A 22,513-nucleotide genomic window follows, 5' to 3' on the forward strand; every position below is an offset into this window, starting at 1 on the left:
CTACATCGCCTCCGTATCCAGCATGATGGTGACCGGACCATCATTCACGAGGGCAACCTGCATGTCGGCCCCGAATTCACCCGTGGCGACCGTCAAACCATGTTCCCGTAGCTGGTCGTTAAACCGTTGGTACAGCTGACGCCCCAATTCAGGACCGGCAGCCCCGGTAAAGCTGGGCCGGTTACCCTTCTTGGTGTCTGCGTACAGCGTAAATTGTGATACTGAGAGAATGGCGCCACCCACATCTTGGATACTGAGGTTCATCTTGCCGGCGTCATCACTAAAGACCCGCAATTTCGCCAATTTGGTAGCGAGTTTATCCGCATCGGCCGCCGTGTCGTGGGGACCGACTCCTACTAATACCATAAACCCACCAGCAATTGCACCAACCTCCCGGCCAGCAATCGTTACGCTCGCGTTGCTAACACGCTGGGCGATAATTCGCATAACAAACCTCCATTAATCAGCCCACGAAAACGAGCAAACTAGCCGTTCGTGCGCTTCACTTCGTAAATATCGGGTACGTTCTTAATGGCTTCCATGATGCGTTCCAGGTGAGCCAAGTTGTTAATGCCCACCGTCACGTGGATATCCGCCATCTTATCGTGATCGACCCGGCCGTTAATATTGTTCAGGTTCTTCGTCTGGGCGTTCAACACTTGCAGTACATCGTTGAGTAAACCGTTCCGGTTATAGCCATAAATCTCTAGGTCTGCATTGAAACTCTGATTTTGATCGACTTTGTTCTGCCAGTGTACCTCAAGTAACCGGTTGGCTTCCTCGGGGTGGGCGGTGATGTTGGGACAATCGGCACGGTGAATCGTCACCCCACGGCCCTTCGTCACGTAGCCGACGATCTCATCACCGGGAACGGGCGAGCAGCACTTGGCCAGATGGACCAGCAAGTTGTCCACACCCTCGATGATAATACCGTCGTCGGTAACCGACTGCTTGACGTTGCCCGGCTTACGCTCCTTGGTAACCGTCGTGACCTTCTGGTTGGATTCGAGAATTTCACGTTCACGTTCCCGCTGCTTATGCTCTTCCTGTTCATGGCGTTGTTGTTCGGTGAGCCGGTTGGCCACAACCTGCGCGGTCAGTTCACCGTAACCGATCGCACTCATCAACTCGTCTTCGGTGTTGAAGTTGAACCGGTCCAGTGCGTTCTTCATGGGTGCGCCGGTCAGGAAGTCATTCGGGTGTAAACCCATTTCCATGAGCTGGTGTTCCAGCATGTCGCGACCCTTCTGTGCGTTTTCACCCTTATCGGCCTGCTTAAAGTAGCGGCGAATCTTGTTCCGGGCGCGCGAAGTAAAGACCTGATTGATCCAGTCGCGGCTCGGCTTACTGTTGCTGGCCGTTAGCATCTCGACGATGTCCCCATTTTGAGCTGGTACGTCAGCGGCACAATTTTGCCGTTGACCTTGGCGCCCACAGTGTGGTTTCCCACTTCCGTGTGCACCATGTAGGCAAAGTCAAGCGTATTACTCCCCTTGGCGAGCTCGAACACTTCACCTTTGGGGGTAAAGACGTAAACCCGGTCGGTGAAGACGTCGCCGGTAACGCTCTTCATAAAGTCATGGGCGTCGGTCGACTCGTCACCAATTTCCAAAATTTCGCGGAACAGGTCAAGCTTCTTTCCCGCCGCGTCGTACTGGACTTCAGTGGTTTGCCCTTCCTTGTACGCCCAGTGGGCCGCAACCCCGTATTCAGCGACCCGGTGCATTTCTTCAGTCCGGATCTGCACTTCCAGCGGCTTACCTTCCGGACCAATTACCGTGGTGTGGATACTCTGGTACATGTTGGCTTTGGGCATCGCGATGTAGTCCTTAAACCGACCGGGCATGGGCTTCCACTCGGTGTGAATGGCACCGAGCACCGCGTAACAGTCTTTGATGGACTTGGTGATGACCCGAACGGCCAGCAGATCATACAGTTCATCAAACTGCTTGTGCTTGTCACGCATTTTTTTTGTAGATCGAATAAATGTGCTTTGGGCGGCCATAAATTTCGTATTCAATGTGCAGGTCGGCCAACCCGCGCTTGATATCCTTAATGGCTGACTGAATGTATTGTTCCCGTTCTGAACGCTTGGAGTTCATCAATGAGGCGATCCGGTGGTACTGTTGCGGGTTGAGGTAGCGTAGCGACAGGTCCTCCAACTCCCATTTAATGGTACTGATCCCTAAACGGTCAGCTAAGGGAGCAAAGATGTCAAGGGTCTCTTGCGCAATGCGCCGCTGTTTTTCTGGTGGCATGTGCATCAAGGTCCGCATGTTGTGTAACCGGTCAGCCAATTTGACCATGATGACCCGCAAGTCTTTGGCCATGGCAATCAGCATCTTGCGGTGATTTTCGGCCAACTCGTCCTTGTGCGCTACATACTTGACCTTGCTTAACTTGGTCAGTCCATCGACAATAACCGCAACGTCGTGGCCAAATAATTCGTTAATATCACCCAGCGTCACCTTGGTGTCTTCGACCACATCGTGCAAGTACCCCGAGGCCACGGTCTCCGAGTCCATGTGCAGCTGCGCCAGAATGCCAGCCACCTGTACTGGATGGATAATGTATGGCTCGCCACTTTTGCGCAGCTGATCCTTGTGCACGTAGGCCGCAAAGTCGTAGGCCTTCTGGACAAACGCCAAGTGCTCATCATTCATGTACTTGGCACAGATGTCGTAAACTTGTTGCTGCGTTAATTCTGGTTCTTCAGCCATTGCCACCGTCTCCCTAATGAGCAAAAATCGGAACAAGCACCGCTTTGTCCCGACCTCCTACACTCAAAATTCCTTAATCTAAATATAACCCGCTTAGCATAAAAAAAACTAGTCCTTGAGCCAAGCCAACGCGCTGATCACGACGTAGATGGGTGCCATCCAGTAGTCGTACTTGATGAAGCGCAAGTACACCATCAGCGCAAAGAATACGGGGAACACGATGATCGTCCACCATGGTAGTTGGTGCAGTTTGATTTGCCGCCCGATCCACCAAGCAAAGATGCTGTCGAGGACGATAAAGAGCAGGCCAACCCACCACGCCACGGCCATGTGTAATAATTTAAAAATAAATGGCGCAATGAAAGCATGACGAAACTAGCTAAAATGACCAGCGTGAGTGGCCGTTGCCACCACGCATTAATTTTTTTTAAGAGTTGACACGATCTGATTGTTCCTCCTGTAATTCAGTATATGTTGAAATTGCCGCAAGTAAGTACCACGGTGCGGTTTCCGTGCGTAAAATCCGCGGGCCCAGCCCGACGTTGACAAAGCCAACGTCGTTCAAGTTGCTGACCTCAGCGGGCGCCAACCCGCCTTCAGGCCCAAACACGGCAATGAGACTCCGGGGTTGCTGCCTTAAGGTTTGAATCAACTGCGCATGTTCACCAGCTTTGGCGGACTCCTCGTACGCCACCACCTTGGCATCTGCTCCATGTGTAGTACGGCGTCGAGCAACGGCACAAAGCTGACTTGCGGTACGCGGTCACGGTGACTTTGCTCCGCCGCTGATTGCGCCACTTGTTGCAGGCGCGCCACCTTCTTGGCCGCCCGGTCAGGCAACCAACGGGCCGTGGCCCACTGGGTGTTGACAAAAATGACCTGCCGCACACCCAACTCCGTGGCCTTTTGCACGATCAGCTCGGCTTTCTGACCCTTACTGATACCACACACGATGGTTACCGCCACGGGTAGCTCGTGGGACTGCGGGATTGGCCGCTCCACCCGGACCGTTAACGGCGCGGTCTTGGTAATGGTGGTGACAAACGCGTGTCCCTGTGCGTCAGCCACCTCCAGCTGGTCGTCAACCTGCATACGTAAAACTGTCACTGCGTGGTGCTCCACCGTGCTGTTCAGTGTGGCGTGGGCGCCCACCGTTAACGTTGCATCCGTAAAGTAACGTTGCACCTAGGCCACCCCCTCAGTACGCTGGGCTAACAAGGCCACCCACTGACCGTCAGTGACGGTCATCGTCACATGGAAGCCTGTGTGTGCGAGCCACGTGCGGACGTCGGCTTCTTTGCGGACTAAAATGCCAGAGAGAATCACCTGCCCATGGCTATCGAGAACAGTCGGCACCTGTGGCACTAGCCGCTCCAAGACGTCGGGTAAAATATTGGCGAGCACCAGGTCGAACGGCTCCGTGCGCGGTACCGCCTGCAACAAGTCGCTGGCAATGACCCGGATGTGGTGCACCGGATTCAGTGCGATGTTTTGTTCTGCACTAGCGACCGCCACGTCGTCAATATCCGTAGCGAGCACCGCTGCCGCCCCCAACCGTTCTGCGGCCACGGCCAGAACACCTGAGCCGGTACCAACATCAAGTACCCGTTCGCCGCCGCGCACCACGCCTTCCAATAACTGCAGGACCAGACGGGTGGTCGGGTGGGTCCCGGTGCCAAAGGCTTGTCCCGGATCCAAACGGAGCACAATTTCTCCTGGCTGTTGCGGCGTGTAGTCCTCCCAGCGTGGTGCCACCGTCAAGTACCGCGTCAGCCGCACTGCGTGGTAATATTGCTCCCACACTTTTGTCCATTGACTATCATCAATGGTAGTTGTCTGTACGGTACCGGCGCCCTCAGGTAAGCCAAAGTCAGCCAGACGCCCCACCCGTTTACGCACCTGGTCAACCAATCCCGTTGCGGGTCGGGTTCCCGGTATGTATGCCGTGACCTGGACGGTTTGGGCGTCAAGCTCTGGGTTGGTAGCCTGGTCATCGATCTGGACCCCACCCAGCGCGAGGTCCGCAAAGATTTGCGCCACTGCTTCACTGGCAGCGGTGGTCGTGGTCACCGTAATGGCTGTCCATTCCACGGTCGATTCCTCCTTACGCGTTGATCAGTCTAGTACTTGGGGTACGGCAAGAAGACGTCCAACTTTGCGTCGGGTTGTTCCGCCACCGCCTGGGTGAACTGACTCTGGCTAAATTCAACGGTAAACTCATCACTGTCGCTAGTGCCATCCACAAAGTCGAGTAAATCACTCTCGCCGTCGTCCAGCACCGTCTGAAAGTAGTTAAAGAACCCGTCGACTGTCGCCTGATCGATCCCCTTTTTACCATTGAAGGGGATTACGGTCAGATAATCGTTCACGTAGTCGTGCCCATCCATCCGGGTTTGGTCGTAAAACAGCACCGCGTCGGTGTACTGCACCTTGCCGTTATCCATAACCGAACCGTCGTTGTCTTCAATGTCAAAGTCGGCACTAGCCATGACGGTCATCGTGTATTCCAACTCGAAGACGTGGGCTTCCTTATCCCAGTTGAGGTTGAGGTCCCCGTCAAAGTCCAACGCGTCCATTTTGCTACCAATATAATCCAGCATGTTCGTTTCTGTTGCCATATCGTTACGCCCCCTCAGTGTCTGACCCCAGTTTGGAGTCCGTTGACTAGCGTTGCCGCACAAGTCCCACAAACACTACTTCATAATGCCACTAATTTTACCGCACTTTGTCCGTAGACAAAAGCAATCTGGTGGGTGTACGGTGCACTTACAAACAATTTTCACTTTTATCGAGGAGGATATCATGTCACAACTAAGCGAAGAACAGCGTGCACTTCACGCCCAAATTAGTACCGCGGCGGACCGCGCGGTGAGTCAGGCCTTCACGGAAGATCAGGTTGCGGCCCGTGTACGCGACTGGGAACGGGGCCTGGGCCACGCCCCAACCACTGCAGAACTCGCCACTTACCTGCTGCACGAAATGCGCGGGCTCCTGGAGGACACGTTATTCGAGTTCATGGACCAACGTCAACACTAGGCCTAGCCCCACTGGTAGCGCCCCACTTAACGCACATAAAGATGGACCGGCAAGGACAAGTTGCTGGTCCATCTTCGTATACTAGCAAGTCCGCGCTAACGGCCCACTGGGCGTTGATGTCTGGACCAGAATTGGGGTCAATAACGCGTGCGACTTATTTGTTTTTATTTACTTTTCCGTTTAAAACTGAATGTCGTACCCCATAGGTAAAGTAGATCACCAGGCCGACCACAAACCAAATCCCCGAATAAAGTTTGGCTTGAATATCCAAACCAAGGAACACCACTAACGCCCCCAGGAACGCCAAGGCCGGCAATACCGGGTAAAGTGGCATTTTAAAGGCGGGATCAGCAATGTCATGCCCCTCACGCGGACGCAAGCGGTAAACGCCGAGCGACACAAACATGAAGGCAATTAAGGTCCCAGCTGAAATCAATTCAGACAGGAACTCAAACGGAAACAGTGCACCAATGATAACGGCAATAACGGCCAGTACCAGTAGCGCATGGTTGGGTAATCCCTCTTTCTGTGTCAGCTGGCCCAAGTACCGGGGTAACATGCCATCACGGCCAAAGCTGTATAACAAGCGTGAGCCGGCCATCATCATCCCAATTAAGGCGGTAAACATGCCGACCACGGCCACAGCCTCAATGATGGTGGCGGCGAAGGTATGGCCCGCATGTCGCAAAGCTCACCCCACTGGTTCCGCGATGCCCGCGTAGTGGGTGTAGTGGAACATGCCCACCAGCACCAGTGACACCGCCATGAACAAGCTCACGGCGATGATCAAACTGCCAATAATTCCCCGCGGCATCGTCTTTTCAGGATTTTTGCTTCCGCCGAGTTGGCTGCGATGGAGTCAAAGCCAATGTAGGCCAAAAAGATGGTTGACACCCCAGCGTAGATTCCGCGCCAACCACCAAAGGCAGTACCATCCGCGTTAGCATGATAGTGCGGAATAAACGGGAGGTAATTTTTAACGTGAATAGCGGTCAAACCAATTACAATGAAGGCCAGGATGGCCAGTACTTTGAGCACCACCAAGACGTTCTCGACCCGAGCAGCCTGCCGAACACCGTGCCAGAGGATCACCGCGCAGATTACTACGGCAATCACGGCGACAATGTCGACCAGACCACCCTTGCTACCCAGCGGGTTCGCCAAAGCGGCAGGAATCGTGATACCAAAGGAGGTTAACAGCCACCGAAAATTAGCGGACAGCCCCGAGGCCACAAAGGCCACGGCAATGAAGTATTCCGCTAGGAGCGCCCAGCCAGCGATCCAACCAAAGCCTTCACCAAAAACCACGTTGATCCATGAGTATGCCGACCCGGCGAACGGCATTGCCGCCGCCATTTCGGCGTAGGCAAAAGCGACTAACCCCGCTACCACGGCGGCAAACAGGCAGGACAGCGCCACTGCGGGACCCGCGTGCTCCGCGGCGACGATGCCGGGAAGCGTGAAAATCGTGGTGGAGACGATGGTACCCACCCCGAGGGCCAAAAAGTCTTTGACCGTTAACACCCGCGGTAGGTGTGAATCCTTGTCTTCGTAGACACCGGGATCTTCCTTTTGGGTCATCCGGTGGAGCACTTTAAACATAAACTTGTAACCCCCAATATTGAGAATTGCCCACAAACCAGTGAGAGGCAGCGGCCCGTTTCTCGCGTAAATGTCAAAACATTCCAATAATTTTCCCATGATATGGGGGCGGTTGTCAAACATTGGCAATTGCCAGGGCGCTTCTGGCCACAAAAAAAGTCGTAACCCCGTAAGGTTACGACTTGATTAATTAATCGTGTAATGAATCATGAGCAACGGGCAATACCCGGGGCACCTGACGCTTGACCTTGGCCTTGACCGGCTGCGGTGCAAGCACCACGCTGTGATCCTTGACCAGTAGCTTCCAGGTCGAGAAGATCAGCAGGGCCGAGACAAAAATCAGTGGGAAGCCTGCCACCGAGCAAATTGCCTGAACCGTCTTGAAACCACCGACGAACACGATACCAAAGGCAAACAACATGAAGATACCCATCCACACCATGCGGTTAAGCAGGCTCGGCTGCTGCGTCGCCTTCAACCGGGTCGACGTGAAGGCGGACACGATATACGCCGAGGACGAAACCGTTGTCGCCAAGAAGATGAAGCACGAGACACCGTAAACCACGAGCATAATGTACTTAAACGGCAAGGTCGTCAGCACCTGGGCAATGGTTGCGGCTTGACCCTGCGTGTTCAGCGTGTGGATCAAGTTCACCGCGCCACTTTGCTGCAGGGACAACGAATAGCCACCTAAGATGGCATAAAAGGCCATACAACCGAGGGCACCGAAGCCCAACATGCCGAAAATCACCTGGCGAATCGTGCGTCCTTTGGAGATCCGGGCGATGAACAGGCCCATGAACGGCATGTAGGTCAGCCACCAGCCCCAGTAAAAGACGGTCTCTGACTTCACCGGATTGACACCACCAGTGGCAGTGGCCAACCCAGTACTCATTGCAGCAAAGCGGGTGACCAAGGCCCCAAGGCTATGCATCTCAGAGCGAATGATCGAACCAGTTGGCCCCACCAGCAAAACGATGACCAAAAAGCCGATCGCCGTCCAGATGTGCATCGAGCTGAGCCGATCGATCCCGCCTTTCAGTCCTTGGACCATCGTAAGTCCAAAGATCACCAACAAGACTACAAACAACGCTAGTTTTAACCAGATTGTGTCTGCAATCCCGGATATCTGTGCGATGATTTTCGCTAACACGGGAATCTCCATGCCCACGGACGAACCGATTCCGCCCATGATGCCAAAGACAACCAAAAAGTTCACGGTCAAACGCAGCGAGCGTTTGGTGCGGCCTTTACCCTGCAACAGGGGCATAGCATCGCTCAATGCCATTACGTGCACGTGTTTAACGAACATCATGTAACCGATAATGACCGCCGCAGAGGCGAACATCATCCATGCCATTGGCCCCCAGTCAAACTGACCCAACATGTGGGCATACTGGTAGTTCTGCGCTGACATCGCTTTAGCACCGAACAACGGCTGTTGCACATACCGTAACGGATCGACCATGCTGAGCATCAAAATGCTGGCATCGATTGCCGTAGCGAACACCATGCTCCCCCACTGGAAGTTGCTGTACGCGGGTTTATCGTTAACATCCCCCAGCTTGATTTTCCCGATGTGGCTACAAGCCAAGCCCAGGAAAAACACAAAGTTGACGATGTAGATACCCAGATACAACCAGCTGAAGTGCGCCGTAATACTGGCCATGATTGCGGCGAGCCATTCTTTAAGGGCGTTACCACCCAACAGCAAGGCTGCGGACACGATCAGAAACAGTGCCACGGTTGGTACAAAAAGACGCTTATTAATGTTTTGTCGCTTTAAAATAAAATGACTCCTAGTTCCTCTCGGCCGTTATCATGACGACACCCCTACCAGGCAACGGGTCGTTGACGCCGTCTGTAGTGCCTGTGGTAACAAATTCGTCACCATCGCCATCTGGTCAGACCAGACGCTTCGGTGCCGCCACGATCACCAGACTGTCACCAGTCTGGCCTTAAATCTGCGGGTTAAATTTACTAGCTGTCAGCAACCACATCCCCATTTGCGTCGAGCCGCCGAATAATGCGAGCAGGGTTGCCGGCAATCACCACATTAGACGGAAACGACTTGGTCACCACGGAACCGGCGCCGACCACGACGTTGTCACCGAGCGTGACGCCCGGTAAAATCGTCGCGTGACCGCCAATCCAGATGCTGTCACCCAACGTAATGGGCGCCCCCATCTCCACATCAGCATCGCGTTCACGCGCAGCCAACGGGTGGACCGGTGTATAAAAGCCGACGTCAGGTCCAACATAACAGTGCGTGCCAATCGTAATCGGACACGTGTCCAGCATGGTCAGGTGATAGTTGCCATAGAAATGGTCGCCAATATGGATATTGAACCCATAATCGAATTCCATCCCCGCCTCAACAAAGAAGTGTTCACCGACGTCGGCCAGTAGTGCCTTGATTTGATTGTTACGCTGGTCGTTGTCTGCTAACTGGTTGCTATCATGCAAGACTTGACGTACCAACTCGCGGCGCGCAATCAGTTCTGGATCGAATTGCTGGTAAGGTTTCCCTGCGGTCATTTTGGTTCTTTCTATATTCATCATATTAATAGCGTAACACAAAGTTAGTGTTTGTGAAAAAAACATGTCAGTTTCAGCACTGCAATCGGTGCACGGGCATTTGTTGATAATAAAATTTCACAATGTTTCAGCAAAACTTATCAGAGCATCAAAAAAGCCGCAACCCGCAAAGGCTACGGCTAAGCTAAGGAGAGTACAGGTTACATGAGCTGATGACTATAGTCGTTATATAATACTAAATAGACTTACTTTTAGGCTCATGAGGCCTGATTCCATCATGCGTAATTGGACAATTTAAGCAGAATCAAGAGCAAGCTGGGTTTACGGATGGCTAGTGGCGGCTAGAAATGTTCGCCACTATTTTTGTGCACAAATAAATGCGCCATCTTGAGAATTAGGCATCTAGTTCAACTAGATAATATTCTCTAAGATACTCGCGAATTTCTTTGTTTAACGGTTGCTTAGATTGTATTCGGTTGAAAAGATCTGTTTCAATTAAGCTCGCTTCTTGTTGTGATGAAACTTTTGCTGTTTTGATTAAGTTTAGGTTTTGAAAAAATTCAGAGGGATATTCGTAACTGGCGATCTTTTTCGTTTTCCCTGATGCATCCTTACTTATTTGAAAAGTCTTGTTGGCAAACAGCATGATGAATGAGGCGCGGAGAACACCATTGCTTTCCTGAATTGAGTCTGAATCAACTACAAAATGTCTACCGGTATTCGATGTGAGTACGTTTAGCATTAACTTTCTACCTCATTTAGACGATCGGCAAGCATATCTAAAAAAAACATTCTCGCTGATGATTGTCAAATCCTGCCCCTTTGATATTAGCTCTCTAGCCTTTTTTTAACTTGCTGGTCACAGTACCATTTCCATGTAAGCTATAAGCAGTATCTCCAAGAACGAGATACTCTGTTTGTTTTGTCACACCATTCTGCGGATTACCGCCAAGATTCACAATGGCCTGTGCAGCTGTCTTTCTATTAAAACTGTCAAGCTTTCCTGTGAAACAGATAAATCGTTGATAAAAAGGATTTTCCGTATCAATCTTATCATCCGCTGCGGTTAATGTTGTCAAATCGAAACGTTTAGGGGTGGCAGTTCTCTTAGTCGGTTTGAAAATTCCTGGGCCTGCATTCGCTTTGAAGTAATTATAAACAGTAAACGTGTCCAGACAATCCTGCAAAGCACGGTGGGCTTGCTCATGATCGATATGAATTCGCTCAATACAATCCTTCAGACGGTTGTGACGTTCAGACGGGTAAAATCGACGAGCAATTCGCATGACGTCCAAAAAGTCATTATCTAATGGCTTTGACAGCATCTCAAGAAATGTGTCATATAAAAAAATTGATATCAAAGTTTATATTATAGCCGAGGATTAAGTCCTCTCCGATGAATTTATTCAGTGCAGGAAATATTTCTGTGTTAAAAGCGCCCTCGGTCTCAATCATCTTTTCTGTGATTCCCGTGAGTGTCTGGATATCTTTAGGCACATCATTGTCCTCAGCATATTTTACGAGACTGTGGAAAGTTTCAGTGACTTTGTTATCCCGAACGCGCAAGGCGGCTACATCAAGAATTCGATCCCACTCAGGCGAACGACCAGTTGTTTCGATGTCAACTACTGTGTAGTCATCTGGAAAAAAACAATCTGCTTTTTCCCTTATTCCGAATAGTCCGTTTTTTTTGCTTGACCATCACCAATAAAGATGCCATCAAGTGTAATACTAATCTCCAAAGTTTCCCCTCCGTAAATCTAAAAACATTAGACAATAACCTCATTTGTTAAATTCGACTTTTGATATTTCTTCTAGAATTCGCTCCGCGTTCTCGGGAAGTTCTTTTCCGGTGACATCTATTTTGACGGACTTCACCGAGTCATACATTGCAATTCGATTCAGCGCCCCTTGAAGCACAGATTTGTCACAAATACCTGCGTCAATGTCTTTACTGAAGCACTTCATCAGTTAGTCTTCAGTTGCGGTGAATGGGAATAAATATAAATCCCAGTTTTCCGGAGCCCATCCAGCAAATTGTCAATGATTTCTTGTTGATGCATGACCCAAAGGAACACAATATTTTCGAGAGAACTGTTGTAAATGAATGAGTTCAACAAGAAATGAAGGTTTCGCAGAACCATTTTCTTGTTAAACCAAGGATGTATGTACCAGCACCAATCACCATCTAGGAACACAACATTATCCAAGCGCTTTTCTACTACATATTGTCAGAATATTGTCAGATTGTGGTCTTTCCAATGCCCATTGTGCCAACAAGCAGAATGAGTTTCTTTTTATTCATCTGTTCCTCCATAAAATTCATTAAACTAAACCACGTTGTATTCTCACAAGTTGTTCTAGCCCACGTTCAATCTCTAGTCGTGAGTAGTAGGCCAGCGAACTCATTTAATGTTTAAAAGTACCGGGTATCTAACTCAACGACGTCGTTTGTTCCATCGCATAACGTCGGCCGAATAAAAATTTTGTTGTCTCACGTAATTATTCATTATTGATGCACTGGGCTAACCGATTTGGTAGCTTCTGCACTTTTTGTGGCGGAATTATAATTCAGTTTCCAGATTTGCCACCAGCATTGGCAGGGAGACGACCCAGACCTTTGCAAAGCTCTTGATTTATGGATGCAGTATGTCAAAAGTCAACGCTTGCCCGTTGAGATTGTAACCCTTTTCATTGATTGTAACAACAGCAACCATTACAAAAAAAGGGCTTCTCAATCACTTAAGTAGCCTGCAGAATCTGAAGGATTGGTTTAATTTGATCACTTTGTAGTACATTGGGTTCCTAACCAAATTCGGTTCAAGACCGATAAATCGACACTTCACGCTTTCTCGTTCTTCATGATTTTGGAATTGCTAATTTAATCGGGTGGGCATTCGAGTGGTGCCGCATTGACCTGTGTTGCTTTTTGCGCTTCCCGTCTTTATAAATTGTGATTGAGTATTTGTAGCTGACAACACATCGTTATCGTCAAAACGCCGTTGCTTTCTATGCTAACCAAACTAAGACTTTAGTTCTTCGTTTATCTGGTGGTTTTCTGTTTCCATTTTCGGAGTGACTTCATCACTAAAGAGAGATAAACTCCAGTACCAGGTATCTGCGCTGCATTACTTTTTTTCAGTTGGTCAAGAGCAGTCGAAAAAAATAGAGCCGGTAAACGCCTGCTTGATTTTGTCGAGCGGTAAATTTTTGCTGTCGACCACTTACGAATCGTCCCATTAGCCCCGCTCAATGGCACTAACGGATGTATTTCGCCCTGTAGCATGCATGTGAATATTGTCGTAAAGCGGCTGTTCCATTGGTATACCTCCTTTCTTTTTTTAGAAAGCTAGTCAAATTTAGTTTGTTATTCTTAGACTGACAGTCTAATATAAGGGCACAACAAATAATCTGAGTGAGCAACCCTATCCTGTTTGGCCACTGGTATATCGGGGTTCTATCAAAGGCTTTAATTCCTTTGAATAATTTACAAATATGAGTACATAGACTAATAGTGTAAACGCCGACATGTTAACAAATTTTTAGAGTTTTCAGTCTAAACCATATTTTTCTGTTGAAAGGATATTAAAGATGACTATTTATGATCGCATCAAAGACCTTGCACGAGCTCGTAAAATGTCCATCTCGTCTATTGAACGACACTTTGACTGGAGTAACGGTACCCTCAGTAAATGGAAAGATAGTGCGCCAACCGACAAACTCCAAAAAGTTGCAACCATGCTTAATACTACGATTGAGTATTTGGTGACGGGCGAGATTAGTAAAACACCGCAGCCAGAAGCGCTATCCAAAAATCAAAAATTGATTGCCTACTCGATTGACCCGGATATTAGTGATGAGGAACGTGAGTCGATTATTAAATTGGTGCGGGAAGCCATGAAACTCCGCAAGCGTATGTGAGGTGAGTACTATTGCAGGATTTGGAGAGAATCGAGGATATGTATCCAGAACTAAAATTATACGGTATTGAGGTCAAAAATCCCCATTATCACGTATCACGGCCACATCGAAGGCAATTACGTATATATCAACACTTTACAAGACACTTGGACTGGCTTATAACCGCCTTGCATGAAGCGGCACGCTATGAGAACGACGATTGCGACCTATCTAACGGCCGCAGCCTCAAAACGTTAAAGGCGGAGGGTCTAGCAGTCCGTGAATCGCATGCACACTATAAACAGTTGTTTGGATAAAGTAATCTGGATAAAAGTTGTTTGGGGGAATATGCTATGAAGAAGATTGTAACGGCTAGTATCGCTTTATTATGTATAGCTACGTTATCTGCCTGTGGGCAAACCAGCACTAGTCAGCAGGCATCCAGTCACTCTCACGTGGCACGTAAAAATACCACAAGAAAGAAAGCCAGTAGCTCGTCTAGTAGTTCATCAGTAAGTTCGTCAAGCTCAAGCGCTGTTGATCCAGCCAAGTCTAAGCAAGAACTTAAGTCAGTAGTGACTGATGCAATGCCTATGGACCAGTGGCAAACATTCCAGAGTGACCTACTTACAGCTGCGCAAGTCGACGACATTGCTCATCCTGAGGAACAAGCGTCAATCACAAAATTTCATACGCGTTTAAACAACATCAGTAAACTGATGAAAGAAGCTAAGCCAGACAAACGGGAACAAAAGTTTATGACCGCAGCTGACTACGCTACCTATGTAAACTACGAGTCAAAACTCCATGACTATTTATCCGCATTACACGATTACGCGATGACTTATCAAAGCGATATGCCATCACTGAGCGACTCCAACACCGATGCAGACACGGCGGCAGATTTAAAGTCCGAGGTTAATGACGCTAAAAGCACATTTGACACTGCTAATGCCGCGTGGGTCGCTGCCTACAACGCCATTGCTAATAGCTAGGAGGATAAAATTATGGATCGTAAACATCCAAGCATCATAGTCATCACGTTAGAAATCATTATATTTATCGCCTTGGCATGGTTTCTATTCAAAATTTTTACATGGTAATAAAAAAAGCACATCCCCTACCGACCAAAGTAAACGGGATGTGTTTAGATAAAAGACACTGGTGCGCCTTTCGCGTACCATCATAACATAATGGAGGTACGTATCAGGGCATCGATTTTTAAAAAGGGTAAGACGTGGATGTACCGCGTGTCGTACTTAGATGAGCACGGCAAGCGTCATCAGCCTACCAAAGGCGGTTTTCGGACCAAAGCCTTAGCCACACAGGCGGCGATTGAAGTTGAACACAGTAAGCAGATGGGCAGTAACTTAAGCCAGGCTGATGTTACTCTGCTGGATTACTATGATAGGTGGATTGACACTTACAAGTCCGGTAAGCATAGTCATATTACCGAGGCACGATATCCCACTATTCGCCGGGCACTAGCTGATTATTTTGGTGACCGCCAGCAGCTTAAGACTATTACACGTACTAAGTGGCAAAGCTTTATCAACGCTTATGCTGCTGGTACTGTCACTCCACGCAACCCCCAAAAACCTAAGCCACGGTCAAAAGATACAGTCTCGAAGCTTAATGGCTATATCAAAGCCATGTTGGAGGACGCCATTGCGGACCGCATTATCAATGTTAATTTTGCGGCTCATGTAGTCAATCCAGGGGCCAAACCACAGGATGCGGATCTAAAATTTTTGGAGATGGACGAATTTCACGCATTACTTGCCTACTGTCTTGACCACGCTAAACTTCGTAGTATGTATATGTATGTGATTGTAACGGCTATTCTTACTGGGTGCCGTGCCTCAGAGCTGATAGCTTTGTAGTGGTCGGATATTGATTTTAACAAGCACCTTATCCATATAACTAAGTCGTGGGATTATAGCTACACGCAAGACTTTAAACCCACCAAAACGCCCTCTGGTGTGCGTGATATTGATGTACCGGTTAACTTACTGGACATGCTCCAAAAGCTCCACAATGAGCAGAGAGAGGCAAATTTGCGTACAGGTTACCGTGACCCGAAAAACTTGGCCTTCCGTAACAGTAGCACCAGGTGCCAGGTGATGCTGCACTTAATCGTGGCCTCAAGCGAGTTGAAGCTACTCTTGGTTTTAAACAGCCAGTTACTTTTCATGGCTTACGCCATACACACGTCAGCTATCTGTTAGCAAAGCATTGTGACATTGCTTATATCTCACAACGGCTTGGCCACTCAGATGTTACTATCACTTTGAGGGTCTATCAGCACCTTTTAAAGTCTTACGAGACGGAACAAGCGCAGCTAGCTGTAGATGCACTTGGTGCACTCTAGGTGCACTCAAAAGTGCACAACAAGCAAAATCAACACAAAACAAAAACCCCGGAATGTTGATATTCCGGGGTTTCTTGCGTCCATCATCGCCTATCAAAAGGCTACTAAAGGAGAGTACAGGATTTGAACCTGCGCGCCGGTATTAGCCGGTTCGACGGATTTCGAGTCCGTTGCATTACCACTCTGCCAACTCTCCATAACAACAGTGAATATTATAGCAAAGGTGGCACCAAGATGCTACTTTTTTTTCGTCTTGATTGCGTTATTGATACTACGGACAAAAGTCACTATTCCCGTCTGAGTGTGCAACCAGAATGACAAAACTACTTACTACTGTGCGAACTGCTACTGGTCGTGCTACTACTACTGCTGGTCGTGCTACTTGAGCTACTGCTACTCGAACTGCTATTGGCCTTAGCTGCACTCTGCACCGCCTGGCTATAAGTAATTAGTGACTGCGGCGTGTGGCCACTAAAGTTACTCTTGGCAATATTCGAGGACTTTTTGAAGAACTTCTTGGTGGCCGCATTAAACTCTGTCTGGTTATTATCGCTCACTGCTTTAAGAACAGCTTCCGCATCGGTGACGTAACCGGATAGCGCCTGCGTGGTGGCCGTATTGGAACTATTATTCTTCAGTTCTAGTGCCAGGTGCTCCAACTTAGTCTGGTTGCGTTTCAACGTCGGTTTCAAGTCGTCAACACTGGTGCCATAAACCAGCTTCAACAACGGCCGCACCGTCAGATTACAGATCTGGTCGTAACGCGACTGCAGCTGCGCGGTCGTATACTTGTGCATGACTAATTTAGTTGAAGAACTGGCAGCTGAACTATGACTGCTCTTGGTTTGTCCACACCCAGATAACCCCATAGTGCAGATCAAACATGCCACGATCAAAACGTTTTTTTTCTCATATTGCCCCTCCGCTTACTATACCTGTTATTTTGCCACAAACTCCACCCTAAACCAAACGTTGCGCTTAAAGTAACAAACGTTCGATAATAATTAATTTATTGCTTATACTAGACAGAGACTTTTAATTATGGTAATCTCTAAATTGTAATCGATTACTTTAATAATAGTTGCAACTTATCAAACGAAAAGCCCGATGTAGAGCGCTTTGTGACGGCGAAGAATTTGTGGCTGCTCAGGTCGCTGCGTAATGGTTAACACCTGATGCTAACGTTACCGCACCCGTGATATTCTTCACGTCGTCGCAACGCTCGCCCCCCATCTGTGGGCGTACGGCCCACACCTAACCAAGGAGGACCCATAATGAGCACATTAAGTTCAACAACGACAACGAATTCCATTCAACCTTTAGCCCACTCCCTGGAGCGGCTTCTGATTTTTAAAGAGGTTTTTGCACAGCACATTCAAACGTGCGAGAACATTATTACTGGGAACTGTTTGGCCCGGGACACGCTGGCGGACCTGAAGAACTACTTTGCGCGTAACCTCGACCACTTCAACCCGTTTGTTCAGTCCCTGTGTGCAGTGCCGGTACCAGTCCGCTACCAGCGCGACCTAGAAAAGATCGTCATGGCGGTGACGCGTTACCGTAACGCCATCGAAGACATTATTGAAGCCATTGATGCGGCTGCTGTTGACCAAGTGACCTTCCGTATGGGCGTCAAGCAAAGTCGCGCACTCGACTGGGTCGACGGGGCCTACATTGACCAGTTGCGTCTTGCAGATGGCCAGTTCGGTTATTGCAGCATGGTGGGCTAACCCAGTGATAACAACGCAAGATTTACTTCAACCACAAAAATTGGGCTGACGTGTAGGTGTTCCTACATGTCAGCCCAATTTGCGTTGACCTTAATGTTCATTTGCTTCTTCCGGCAACAGAATGGTTTGGATATCACCATCATCGTATGCCAGTAGCATGTCGGGATAGCCATCCTGGTATTCAATATCCTGGTCAAACGCCATGGCGGTGTCGAGACCCTGCTGGGAGAAATGAATGCTGACCGACCCGCCGTTATTGATCAACTTAAATTTGAGCAAGTTGTCCAGTGGCACCAACCCGCGCAAATCGTTGTCAATGATGAACCAAACCCGGTCAATCAGCTCACCGGGAATTTTGGAGATAACCCCAAACGTCGCAAAGCGACTGTGTTGTGCGTCGAACATATTCATTCCTCCTTTGTGGTGGTGGCAAAGTCGGCAAACTGGCCGTGCACCAGGTGGGCCAAGTCGGCCACTTCGAGCCGGTCGGACAGCCCAATCTCGCCCGCACTGATGATGATGGTGCCAGCTTCCTGAGCTTCTTTGGCAAAGTAAATGGGGTAGTGGTGCCGCGCATAGATGCCCAACGGATTGTTGGCGCCATGTTCATACCCACTCGTCTTGACAAGGTCCTTTAATGGTACCATCCCCACCTTCTTATTGCCAGATGCCGCGCTTAACCGCTTATAATCGATATGCATGTCTAGGGGCACGACCCCGACCACGGGGCCAGTTTTATTGCCCGTCAACACCAGCGTTTTGTACACTTCGTGGCGGGGTACATCCATCTTGGCGCCGTCAATTTGCATGACGTCCCCGTCCTGGTAGGTGTCAAATTCAACTTGGGAGTATTTCACGCCCTGTTTGTCCAGCATCTTCTCGACTAACGTCTTGCCGGGGCCCGCGTGCTTTTTCTTACTCATAACTACATCTCCCTGTTCGGTATCCTTGCTTAATACTTTAGCTGAACCGCTGGAAAATGCAAGGATTTCGGCTAAGCGCCTTCACCCGTAACCGCTTCCATGATATACTAATCCCGGAACAACTGGAGGCGTTTTCATATGGTCAGAATTAAACATATCGTGGTTGCAATTTTGCTTGCGTTAGTCGCTGCAGCGGGGATCACGTTGGTGGCCACTCGTGGTGGCAATGCGTTCATCAGTCATGTGGAGTTTAGCACCAACGCCACACCAGTCAACAAAGCGACTGGTAACGCGACTCCCAGCGAGCGTAACGTCAAGCTCAGCATTAGTTCCGGGGTTACGCGCCAATTTAGCGCACTTGCTCCGTGGCTAGTTGGCGCTACCGCCCTTGCGATGGTGGTCACCCCCGTGGTAGCCTTTGTAGCCATTCAACCACCGGTTCCCGCCCCTGCCCGTATCCGGCACCGTGATTAGTGGGAGCCACATATTCATCGCTATTGTTGTGGCGGACACAAAAGGCCGTGCTTTCATTGCACGGCCTTTTGTGTTGCACCAACAATCTAGGCGCCCTCGTACTGTGTCAGCGCGAGCATATCGTAATTCTTAATCTTATCGCGGCCGTGCAGGTCCGTCAGTTCCACGATGAACGCGGTCCCGACCACGATGCCGCCCAGTCGCTCAACTAAGTCGATCGTGGCGGCAATGGTCCCACCCGTCGCCAACAGGTCATCGCAAACCAGCACCCGCTGACCCGGCTGAATAGCGTCCTTGTGCAGGTACAGGGTCGCCGTATCATACTCCAATTGGTAGCTGGCACTAACCGTTGCACGGGGCAACTTACCCTTCTTGCGGGCCGCTGCAAACCCCACACCGAGCTTGTAGGCCACGGGGCACCCCACGATGAATCCGCGCGCTTCAGGGCCCGCAATCATGTCCACTTTGCGTTCACGGGCAAAGTCAGCAATCGCGTCGGTTGCCGCCGCATAAGCTTTACCATCCGCCATTAGGGGCGAGATATCCCGAAAAATAATGCCGGGTTCAGGAAAATCCTGAACGCTGGCAATGTAATCCTTAAAATTAATGCTCATATGCTTGAATCCTCACAATTCTTGTCGGTACCGCAACAACGTAGCGCGCAAATCGGCGCGGGACGCTGTGCGTAACCGCCGCGCTAACCCCAACTGCGCAACGCGCTGCTGGTAGACTGGCGCATCCTCTAAGGCTTGCTTTTGCGGGTGCGGTACTGTCGAAATGAAAACACCGTCGTCTATAGTAACAAATTTCAGCTGCAAAAACACCTGTACGGCGAAAATAACTTGGCTGATTGCCAGGTGTGTCGCTCGCGCCACTAGTGGCAACCGGTGTTTGTCAAAGCGGGGATGCGCTCCCAAATAACGGAGCACGCTGGCAAACTCATTCCGGGTCGGTACTGCCAGCACCTCCTTGGCGGGGGCAAAGAACAGTGCCCCCACCGGCAGTTGGACGCGTTGGATCACCGCGGCCAGTTCCTTCTCAGAGGACGGCAGGTCAACTAACACCACGTTCGTGCTCCCTGCCGCTACTTGTGGCGCCATGACGGTCGGACCGCCAAACTGTAGCCGTTGCGTCAATTGCCGCGCTAACCGGGGGTTAAAGAAGACATAAGTGTGCGCCCCTGCTACCTGATCCTGGGTCAGCTGTGGCATACGCAAATCAATAACCTGGTCACTTTGCAGTTGCATATCCACCACCAGCAGTTGCAACGACGTGTTGCCCTTGTACGTGTTGGTATTTAGGTGAAACGCAATTTTGACCTTCTGGGCCGCGCTCAGGCTCGCCGCGAGGTTCCCGGCGCCAAAGTCTACGGCGCGCACGCTACCGCCGACACGAAAACGCAGGTGGCTATTATCAGCCCCCATTTGCGCGACGCTATCGACCGTACTGGTATTTAACGCGAAGGTTGGTTCGGGGTTGCCCTCACCAAACGGTGCTAACTGGCGCAGCTCCTGGTAAGTATCCATCGTCAAGTCGCTGACGTCGACCTGCGCGGTAATTGGTAACGGCGCGGCACTCACACCGGCCAAGACTTTGCTAGCGTCAGCGGCCAACGCCTGCTGCAATGGCGCCACGTTGTCCACGGGGAGACTCAACCCAGCGGCCATCGCGTGACCCCCAAAGTGAGTCATGAGGTCACGACTAGCGTTTAACCCGTCAAACAAATTGTAACCGGCAACGGACCGGGCACTACCCTTGGCAATACCAGTTTCTGAATCAATGTTGAGCACCACGGTCGGCTTCCCGGTATCTTCAACGATTCGGCTGGCGACGATGCCCAGCACCCCTTCGTGCCAATCATGGTGTGCTAACACCAGTGCGGCTTGATCCCGGTGAGCATCGTCTTGTGCCATGTCGAGCGCCGTGGCATAAATCGACTTGACCAACGCTTGCCGCTCGGAGTTGGTCTGGTTGATCTTACCGGCTAGTAGTTTGGCCTCCGCCTCATCAAAGGTGGATAACAACGTGACCCCCTCCGTGGCGTCACCCATACGACCGATTGCGTTTAGCCGTGGCGCCAGAGCGAACCCAATGGTGGTTTCGTTGACCGTCGCGGGATCGACACCCGCAGCCGTCATCAATGCGGCCAGTCCGACCCGCGGATTGGTCCGCATCATCTGCAAGCCCACCTGGACAAAGATGCGGTTCTCATCGGTCAGGCTCACCACGTCGGCGACGGCCCCTAAAGCAGCTAAATCGATACTCTCAACGGGCACCTCCCCGAGCAAGGCAGTCGCCACTTTCAGCGCCACGCCCGCACCACTCAGTTGACCAAAGGGGTACTTGCTCCCGGGGTACCGGGGGTGGACCACCGCCACCGCCTCAGGTAACTGGGGCGCAAGTTCATGGTGGTCGGTGACGACCACGTCCATTCCGTGCTGCATCGCCCACGCAATGGGCTCCGCACCGGCAATCCCGTTATCCGTCGTAATCAACAGTTGGGTCCCGTTGTCGGCCAACCGCTGGTACGCCGCCAAATTGGGACCATATCCATCCGTAAAGCGGTTCGGAATGTACACTTCGGGATCGGCACCAATACTCTCCAGCGCTTCCTTCATGATGGTAGCACTGGTAATGCCGTCCACGTCGTAATCCCCGTAAATGGTAATGTGCTCACCGTTTTCGACTGCCGCCGTGATGCGCGCCACGGCTTTGTCCATGTCGTGCATCAGCATGGGGTCGTGTAGCCGGCTAATGTCCGGCTGGGTAAAGCGCGCCCAGGCATCCGCATCCGTAATGCCACGCTGAATTAAGATGTTGGCTAACAGTGGGGAAACGCCCAACTGCTGCACCACCTGCTGCGTCGTTGCTTTATCTGCCTGTGGTAGTAATTCCCAGTCGTACTTGCCGCTCACGTACATCCATCCCTTCTCAACTAACCGCAACATTATAGCATATTCCCGGCCACGTTAAGCTCCGTCTTGGCTGTTGTCGCCGGCGCCTCCTGGTCGGCCGCCCAGTGACGTAGCATCTCCAAGTAGGCATCGCCATACTTGTCCAACTTGTTTTGACCGACGCCACGGATACTCAGCATAGCTACCCGCGTTGTCGGTCGCTGTGCGGCCAACTCCCGCAACGTTTGGTCGGAGAAAATCACGTACGGAGCACGTGCTGCTGTTCGGCAAAGTTGGTGCGCAACTCGCGTAACGCCTGGAAGAG

Annotated in this window: 21 protein-coding genes, 1 tRNA gene and 4 pseudogenes; 7 read left to right on the top strand and 19 right to left on the bottom strand. The window is 50.4% G+C overall.

Annotated features, from left to right (window positions below):
- The 6 genes and pseudogenes from dtd to JCM13996_RS02455 form a co-directional block, all read right to left on the bottom strand.
- Window positions 1-447 carry a D-aminoacyl-tRNA deacylase gene (dtd, locus tag JCM13996_RS02430; protein ID WP_054749452.1) on the bottom strand — a complete coding sequence of 149 codons (447 nt, stop codon included), beginning with the start codon at window positions 445-447 and terminating at the stop codon, window positions 1-3.
- A gap of 38 nt (window positions 448-485) precedes the next feature.
- Window positions 486-2,720, bottom strand: a pseudogene (locus JCM13996_RS02435) (RelA/SpoT family protein).
- Window positions 2,721-2,828: 108 nt separating this feature from the next.
- Entirely contained in the window at window positions 2,829-3,050 is a 222-nt protein-coding gene (locus tag JCM13996_RS02440) for a hypothetical protein (protein ID WP_054749453.1), read from the bottom strand.
- Between the two features lie 97 nt (window positions 3,051-3,147).
- Window positions 3,148-3,905, bottom strand: a pseudogene (locus tag JCM13996_RS12240) (RsmE family RNA methyltransferase).
- Window positions 3,906-4,811, bottom strand: a complete 906-nt coding sequence (gene prmA, locus JCM13996_RS02450) for a 50S ribosomal protein L11 methyltransferase (protein ID WP_054749454.1) — start codon at window positions 4,809-4,811, stop codon at window positions 3,906-3,908.
- Window positions 4,812-4,840: 29 nt separating this feature from the next.
- Entirely contained in the window at window positions 4,841-5,338 is a 498-nt protein-coding gene (locus JCM13996_RS02455; RefSeq protein ID WP_054749455.1) for a DUF3013 family protein, read from the bottom strand.
- A gap of 184 nt (window positions 5,339-5,522) precedes the next feature.
- Between JCM13996_RS02455 and JCM13996_RS02460 the strand changes: the two genes are divergently transcribed.
- The gene (locus tag JCM13996_RS02460) at window positions 5,523-5,756 is read left to right on the top strand and encodes a hypothetical protein (protein ID WP_054749456.1); all 234 of its coding nucleotides are present in this window, start codon (window positions 5,523-5,525) and stop codon (window positions 5,754-5,756) included.
- 154 nt (window positions 5,757-5,910) lie between these two features.
- Here the strand turns inward: JCM13996_RS02460 and JCM13996_RS02465 are convergent.
- From JCM13996_RS02465 to JCM13996_RS12755, 6 genes and pseudogenes are all read right to left on the bottom strand, one after another.
- Window positions 5,911-7,358: pseudogene (locus JCM13996_RS02465) on the bottom strand (APC family permease).
- Window positions 7,359-7,548: 190 nt separating this feature from the next.
- Complete coding sequence (locus tag JCM13996_RS02470; protein ID WP_500778408.1) at window positions 7,549-9,147, bottom strand: BCCT family transporter; 1,599 nt, start codon at window positions 9,145-9,147, stop codon at window positions 7,549-7,551.
- Between the two features lie 191 nt (window positions 9,148-9,338).
- Window positions 9,339-9,920 carry a sugar O-acetyltransferase gene (locus JCM13996_RS02475; protein ID WP_054749458.1) on the bottom strand — a complete coding sequence of 194 codons (582 nt, stop codon included), beginning with the start codon at window positions 9,918-9,920 and terminating at the stop codon, window positions 9,339-9,341.
- Between the two features lie 370 nt (window positions 9,921-10,290).
- Complete coding sequence (locus JCM13996_RS02480; protein WP_054749459.1) at window positions 10,291-10,638, bottom strand: hypothetical protein; 348 nt, start codon at window positions 10,636-10,638, stop codon at window positions 10,291-10,293.
- A gap of 94 nt (window positions 10,639-10,732) precedes the next feature.
- Entirely contained in the window at window positions 10,733-11,182 is a 450-nt protein-coding gene (locus JCM13996_RS12245; protein WP_162205163.1) for a BRCT domain-containing protein, read from the bottom strand.
- A gap of 52 nt (window positions 11,183-11,234) precedes the next feature.
- Window positions 11,235-11,567: a 3'-5' exonuclease gene (locus JCM13996_RS12755; protein WP_082383768.1), complete on the bottom strand. Its 333-nt coding sequence runs from the start codon at window positions 11,565-11,567 to the stop codon at window positions 11,235-11,237.
- Between the two features lie 1,920 nt (window positions 11,568-13,487).
- Here JCM13996_RS12755 and JCM13996_RS02500 point away from each other — a divergent pair.
- The 4 genes from JCM13996_RS02500 (at window position 13,488) to JCM13996_RS12760 (ending at window position 16,167) form a co-directional block, all read left to right on the top strand.
- Window positions 13,488-13,817: a helix-turn-helix domain-containing protein gene (locus JCM13996_RS02500; RefSeq protein ID WP_056969018.1), complete on the top strand. Its 330-nt coding sequence runs from the start codon at window positions 13,488-13,490 to the stop codon at window positions 13,815-13,817.
- 332 nt (window positions 13,818-14,149) lie between these two features.
- Window positions 14,150-14,791 carry an LptM family lipoprotein gene (locus JCM13996_RS02505; RefSeq protein ID WP_054749463.1) on the top strand — a complete coding sequence of 214 codons (642 nt, stop codon included), beginning with the start codon at window positions 14,150-14,152 and terminating at the stop codon, window positions 14,789-14,791.
- A gap of 255 nt (window positions 14,792-15,046) precedes the next feature.
- The gene (locus JCM13996_RS02510) at window positions 15,047-15,679 is read left to right on the top strand and encodes an Arm DNA-binding domain-containing protein (RefSeq protein ID WP_162205164.1); all 633 of its coding nucleotides are present in this window, start codon (window positions 15,047-15,049) and stop codon (window positions 15,677-15,679) included.
- Window positions 15,680-15,909: 230 nt separating this feature from the next.
- Entirely contained in the window at window positions 15,910-16,167 is a 258-nt protein-coding gene (locus JCM13996_RS12760) for a tyrosine-type recombinase/integrase (protein WP_082383769.1), read from the top strand.
- A gap of 108 nt (window positions 16,168-16,275) precedes the next feature.
- Here JCM13996_RS12760 and JCM13996_RS02515 read toward each other — a convergent pair.
- Window positions 16,276-16,363 (bottom strand) — tRNA-Ser (locus JCM13996_RS02515).
- 127 nt (window positions 16,364-16,490) lie between these two features.
- Window positions 16,491-17,048 (bottom strand): hypothetical protein, encoded by a 558-nt coding sequence (locus JCM13996_RS02520; protein WP_156321824.1) that lies wholly within the window; start codon window positions 17,046-17,048, stop codon window positions 16,491-16,493.
- A 393-nt stretch (window positions 17,049-17,441) separates the two neighbouring features.
- Between JCM13996_RS02520 and JCM13996_RS02525 the strand changes: the two genes are divergently transcribed.
- Window positions 17,442-17,897 (top strand): hypothetical protein, encoded by a 456-nt coding sequence (locus JCM13996_RS02525; RefSeq protein WP_054749466.1) that lies wholly within the window; start codon window positions 17,442-17,444, stop codon window positions 17,895-17,897.
- Window positions 17,898-17,987: 90 nt separating this feature from the next.
- Here JCM13996_RS02525 and JCM13996_RS02530 read toward each other — a convergent pair whose 3' ends face one another.
- Window positions 17,988-18,302, bottom strand: a complete 315-nt coding sequence (locus tag JCM13996_RS02530; protein WP_054749467.1) for a DUF960 domain-containing protein — start codon at window positions 18,300-18,302, stop codon at window positions 17,988-17,990.
- Between the two features lie 2 nt (window positions 18,303-18,304).
- Complete coding sequence (locus JCM13996_RS02535) at window positions 18,305-18,820, bottom strand: aminoacyl-tRNA deacylase (RefSeq protein WP_054749468.1); 516 nt, start codon at window positions 18,818-18,820, stop codon at window positions 18,305-18,307.
- A 138-nt stretch (window positions 18,821-18,958) separates the two neighbouring features.
- Here JCM13996_RS02535 and JCM13996_RS02540 point away from each other — a divergent pair, with 138 nt between their 5' ends.
- Window positions 18,959-19,294 (top strand): hypothetical protein, encoded by a 336-nt coding sequence (locus tag JCM13996_RS02540; protein ID WP_054749469.1) that lies wholly within the window; start codon window positions 18,959-18,961, stop codon window positions 19,292-19,294.
- 86 nt (window positions 19,295-19,380) lie between these two features.
- Here JCM13996_RS02540 and JCM13996_RS02545 read toward each other — a convergent pair whose 3' ends face one another.
- The 3 genes and pseudogenes from JCM13996_RS02545 to JCM13996_RS12255 form a co-directional block, all read right to left on the bottom strand.
- Window positions 19,381-19,908 carry an adenine phosphoribosyltransferase gene (locus JCM13996_RS02545; protein ID WP_054749470.1) on the bottom strand — a complete coding sequence of 176 codons (528 nt, stop codon included), beginning with the start codon at window positions 19,906-19,908 and terminating at the stop codon, window positions 19,381-19,383.
- Between the two features lie 12 nt (window positions 19,909-19,920).
- Window positions 19,921-22,242: a single-stranded-DNA-specific exonuclease RecJ gene (gene recJ, locus JCM13996_RS02550; RefSeq protein WP_225353419.1), complete on the bottom strand. Its 2,322-nt coding sequence runs from the start codon at window positions 22,240-22,242 to the stop codon at window positions 19,921-19,923.
- A pseudogene (locus JCM13996_RS12255) lies at window positions 22,242-22,460 on the bottom strand (HRDC domain-containing protein); the annotation flags it as partial. The pseudogene JCM13996_RS12255 and the gene recJ, both read right to left, overlap by 1 nt.
- Between the last annotated feature and the right edge of the window lie 53 nt (window positions 22,461-22,513).

The sequence above is a fragment of the Lacticaseibacillus thailandensis DSM 22698 = JCM 13996 genome (assembly GCF_001312865.1).
Taxonomy (GTDB): domain Bacteria; phylum Bacillota; class Bacilli; order Lactobacillales; family Lactobacillaceae; genus Lacticaseibacillus; species Lacticaseibacillus thailandensis.

Bases quoted from the DNA above. Each gene is read 5' to 3' on its own strand.
- JCM13996_RS12245 (WP_162205163.1), bottom strand. From the start codon at position 11,182: ATGCGAATTGCTCGTCGATTTTACCCGTCTGAACGTCACAACCGTCTG.
- dtd (WP_054749452.1), bottom strand. From the start codon at position 447: ATGCGAATTATCGCCCAGCGTGTTAGCAACGCGAGCGTAACGATTGCT.
- recJ (WP_225353419.1), bottom strand. From the start codon at position 22,242: ATGTTGCGGTTAGTTGAGAAGGGATGGATGTACGTGAGCGGCAAGTAC.
- JCM13996_RS02455 (WP_054749455.1), bottom strand. From the start codon at position 5,338: ATGGCAACAGAAACGAACATGCTGGATTATATTGGTAGCAAAATGGAC.
- JCM13996_RS02540 (WP_054749469.1), top strand. From the start codon at position 18,959: ATGGTCAGAATTAAACATATCGTGGTTGCAATTTTGCTTGCGTTAGTC.
- JCM13996_RS02530 (WP_054749467.1), bottom strand. From the start codon at position 18,302: ATGTTCGACGCACAACACAGTCGCTTTGCGACGTTTGGGGTTATCTCC.
- JCM13996_RS02535 (WP_054749468.1), bottom strand. From the start codon at position 18,820: ATGAGTAAGAAAAAGCACGCGGGCCCCGGCAAGACGTTAGTCGAGAAG.
- JCM13996_RS02480 (WP_054749459.1), bottom strand. From the start codon at position 10,638: ATGCTAAACGTACTCACATCGAATACCGGTAGACATTTTGTAGTTGAT.
- JCM13996_RS02505 (WP_054749463.1), top strand. From the start codon at position 14,150: ATGAAGAAGATTGTAACGGCTAGTATCGCTTTATTATGTATAGCTACG.
- JCM13996_RS02545 (WP_054749470.1), bottom strand. From the start codon at position 19,908: ATGAGCATTAATTTTAAGGATTACATTGCCAGCGTTCAGGATTTTCCT.
- JCM13996_RS02500 (WP_056969018.1), top strand. From the start codon at position 13,488: ATGACTATTTATGATCGCATCAAAGACCTTGCACGAGCTCGTAAAATG.
- JCM13996_RS02460 (WP_054749456.1), top strand. From the start codon at position 5,523: ATGTCACAACTAAGCGAAGAACAGCGTGCACTTCACGCCCAAATTAGT.
- JCM13996_RS02440 (WP_054749453.1), bottom strand. From the start codon at position 3,050: ATGGCCGTGGCGTGGTGGGTTGGCCTGCTCTTTATCGTCCTCGACAGC.
- JCM13996_RS02525 (WP_054749466.1), top strand. From the start codon at position 17,442: ATGAGCACATTAAGTTCAACAACGACAACGAATTCCATTCAACCTTTA.
- JCM13996_RS02475 (WP_054749458.1), bottom strand. From the start codon at position 9,920: ATGATGAATATAGAAAGAACCAAAATGACCGCAGGGAAACCTTACCAG.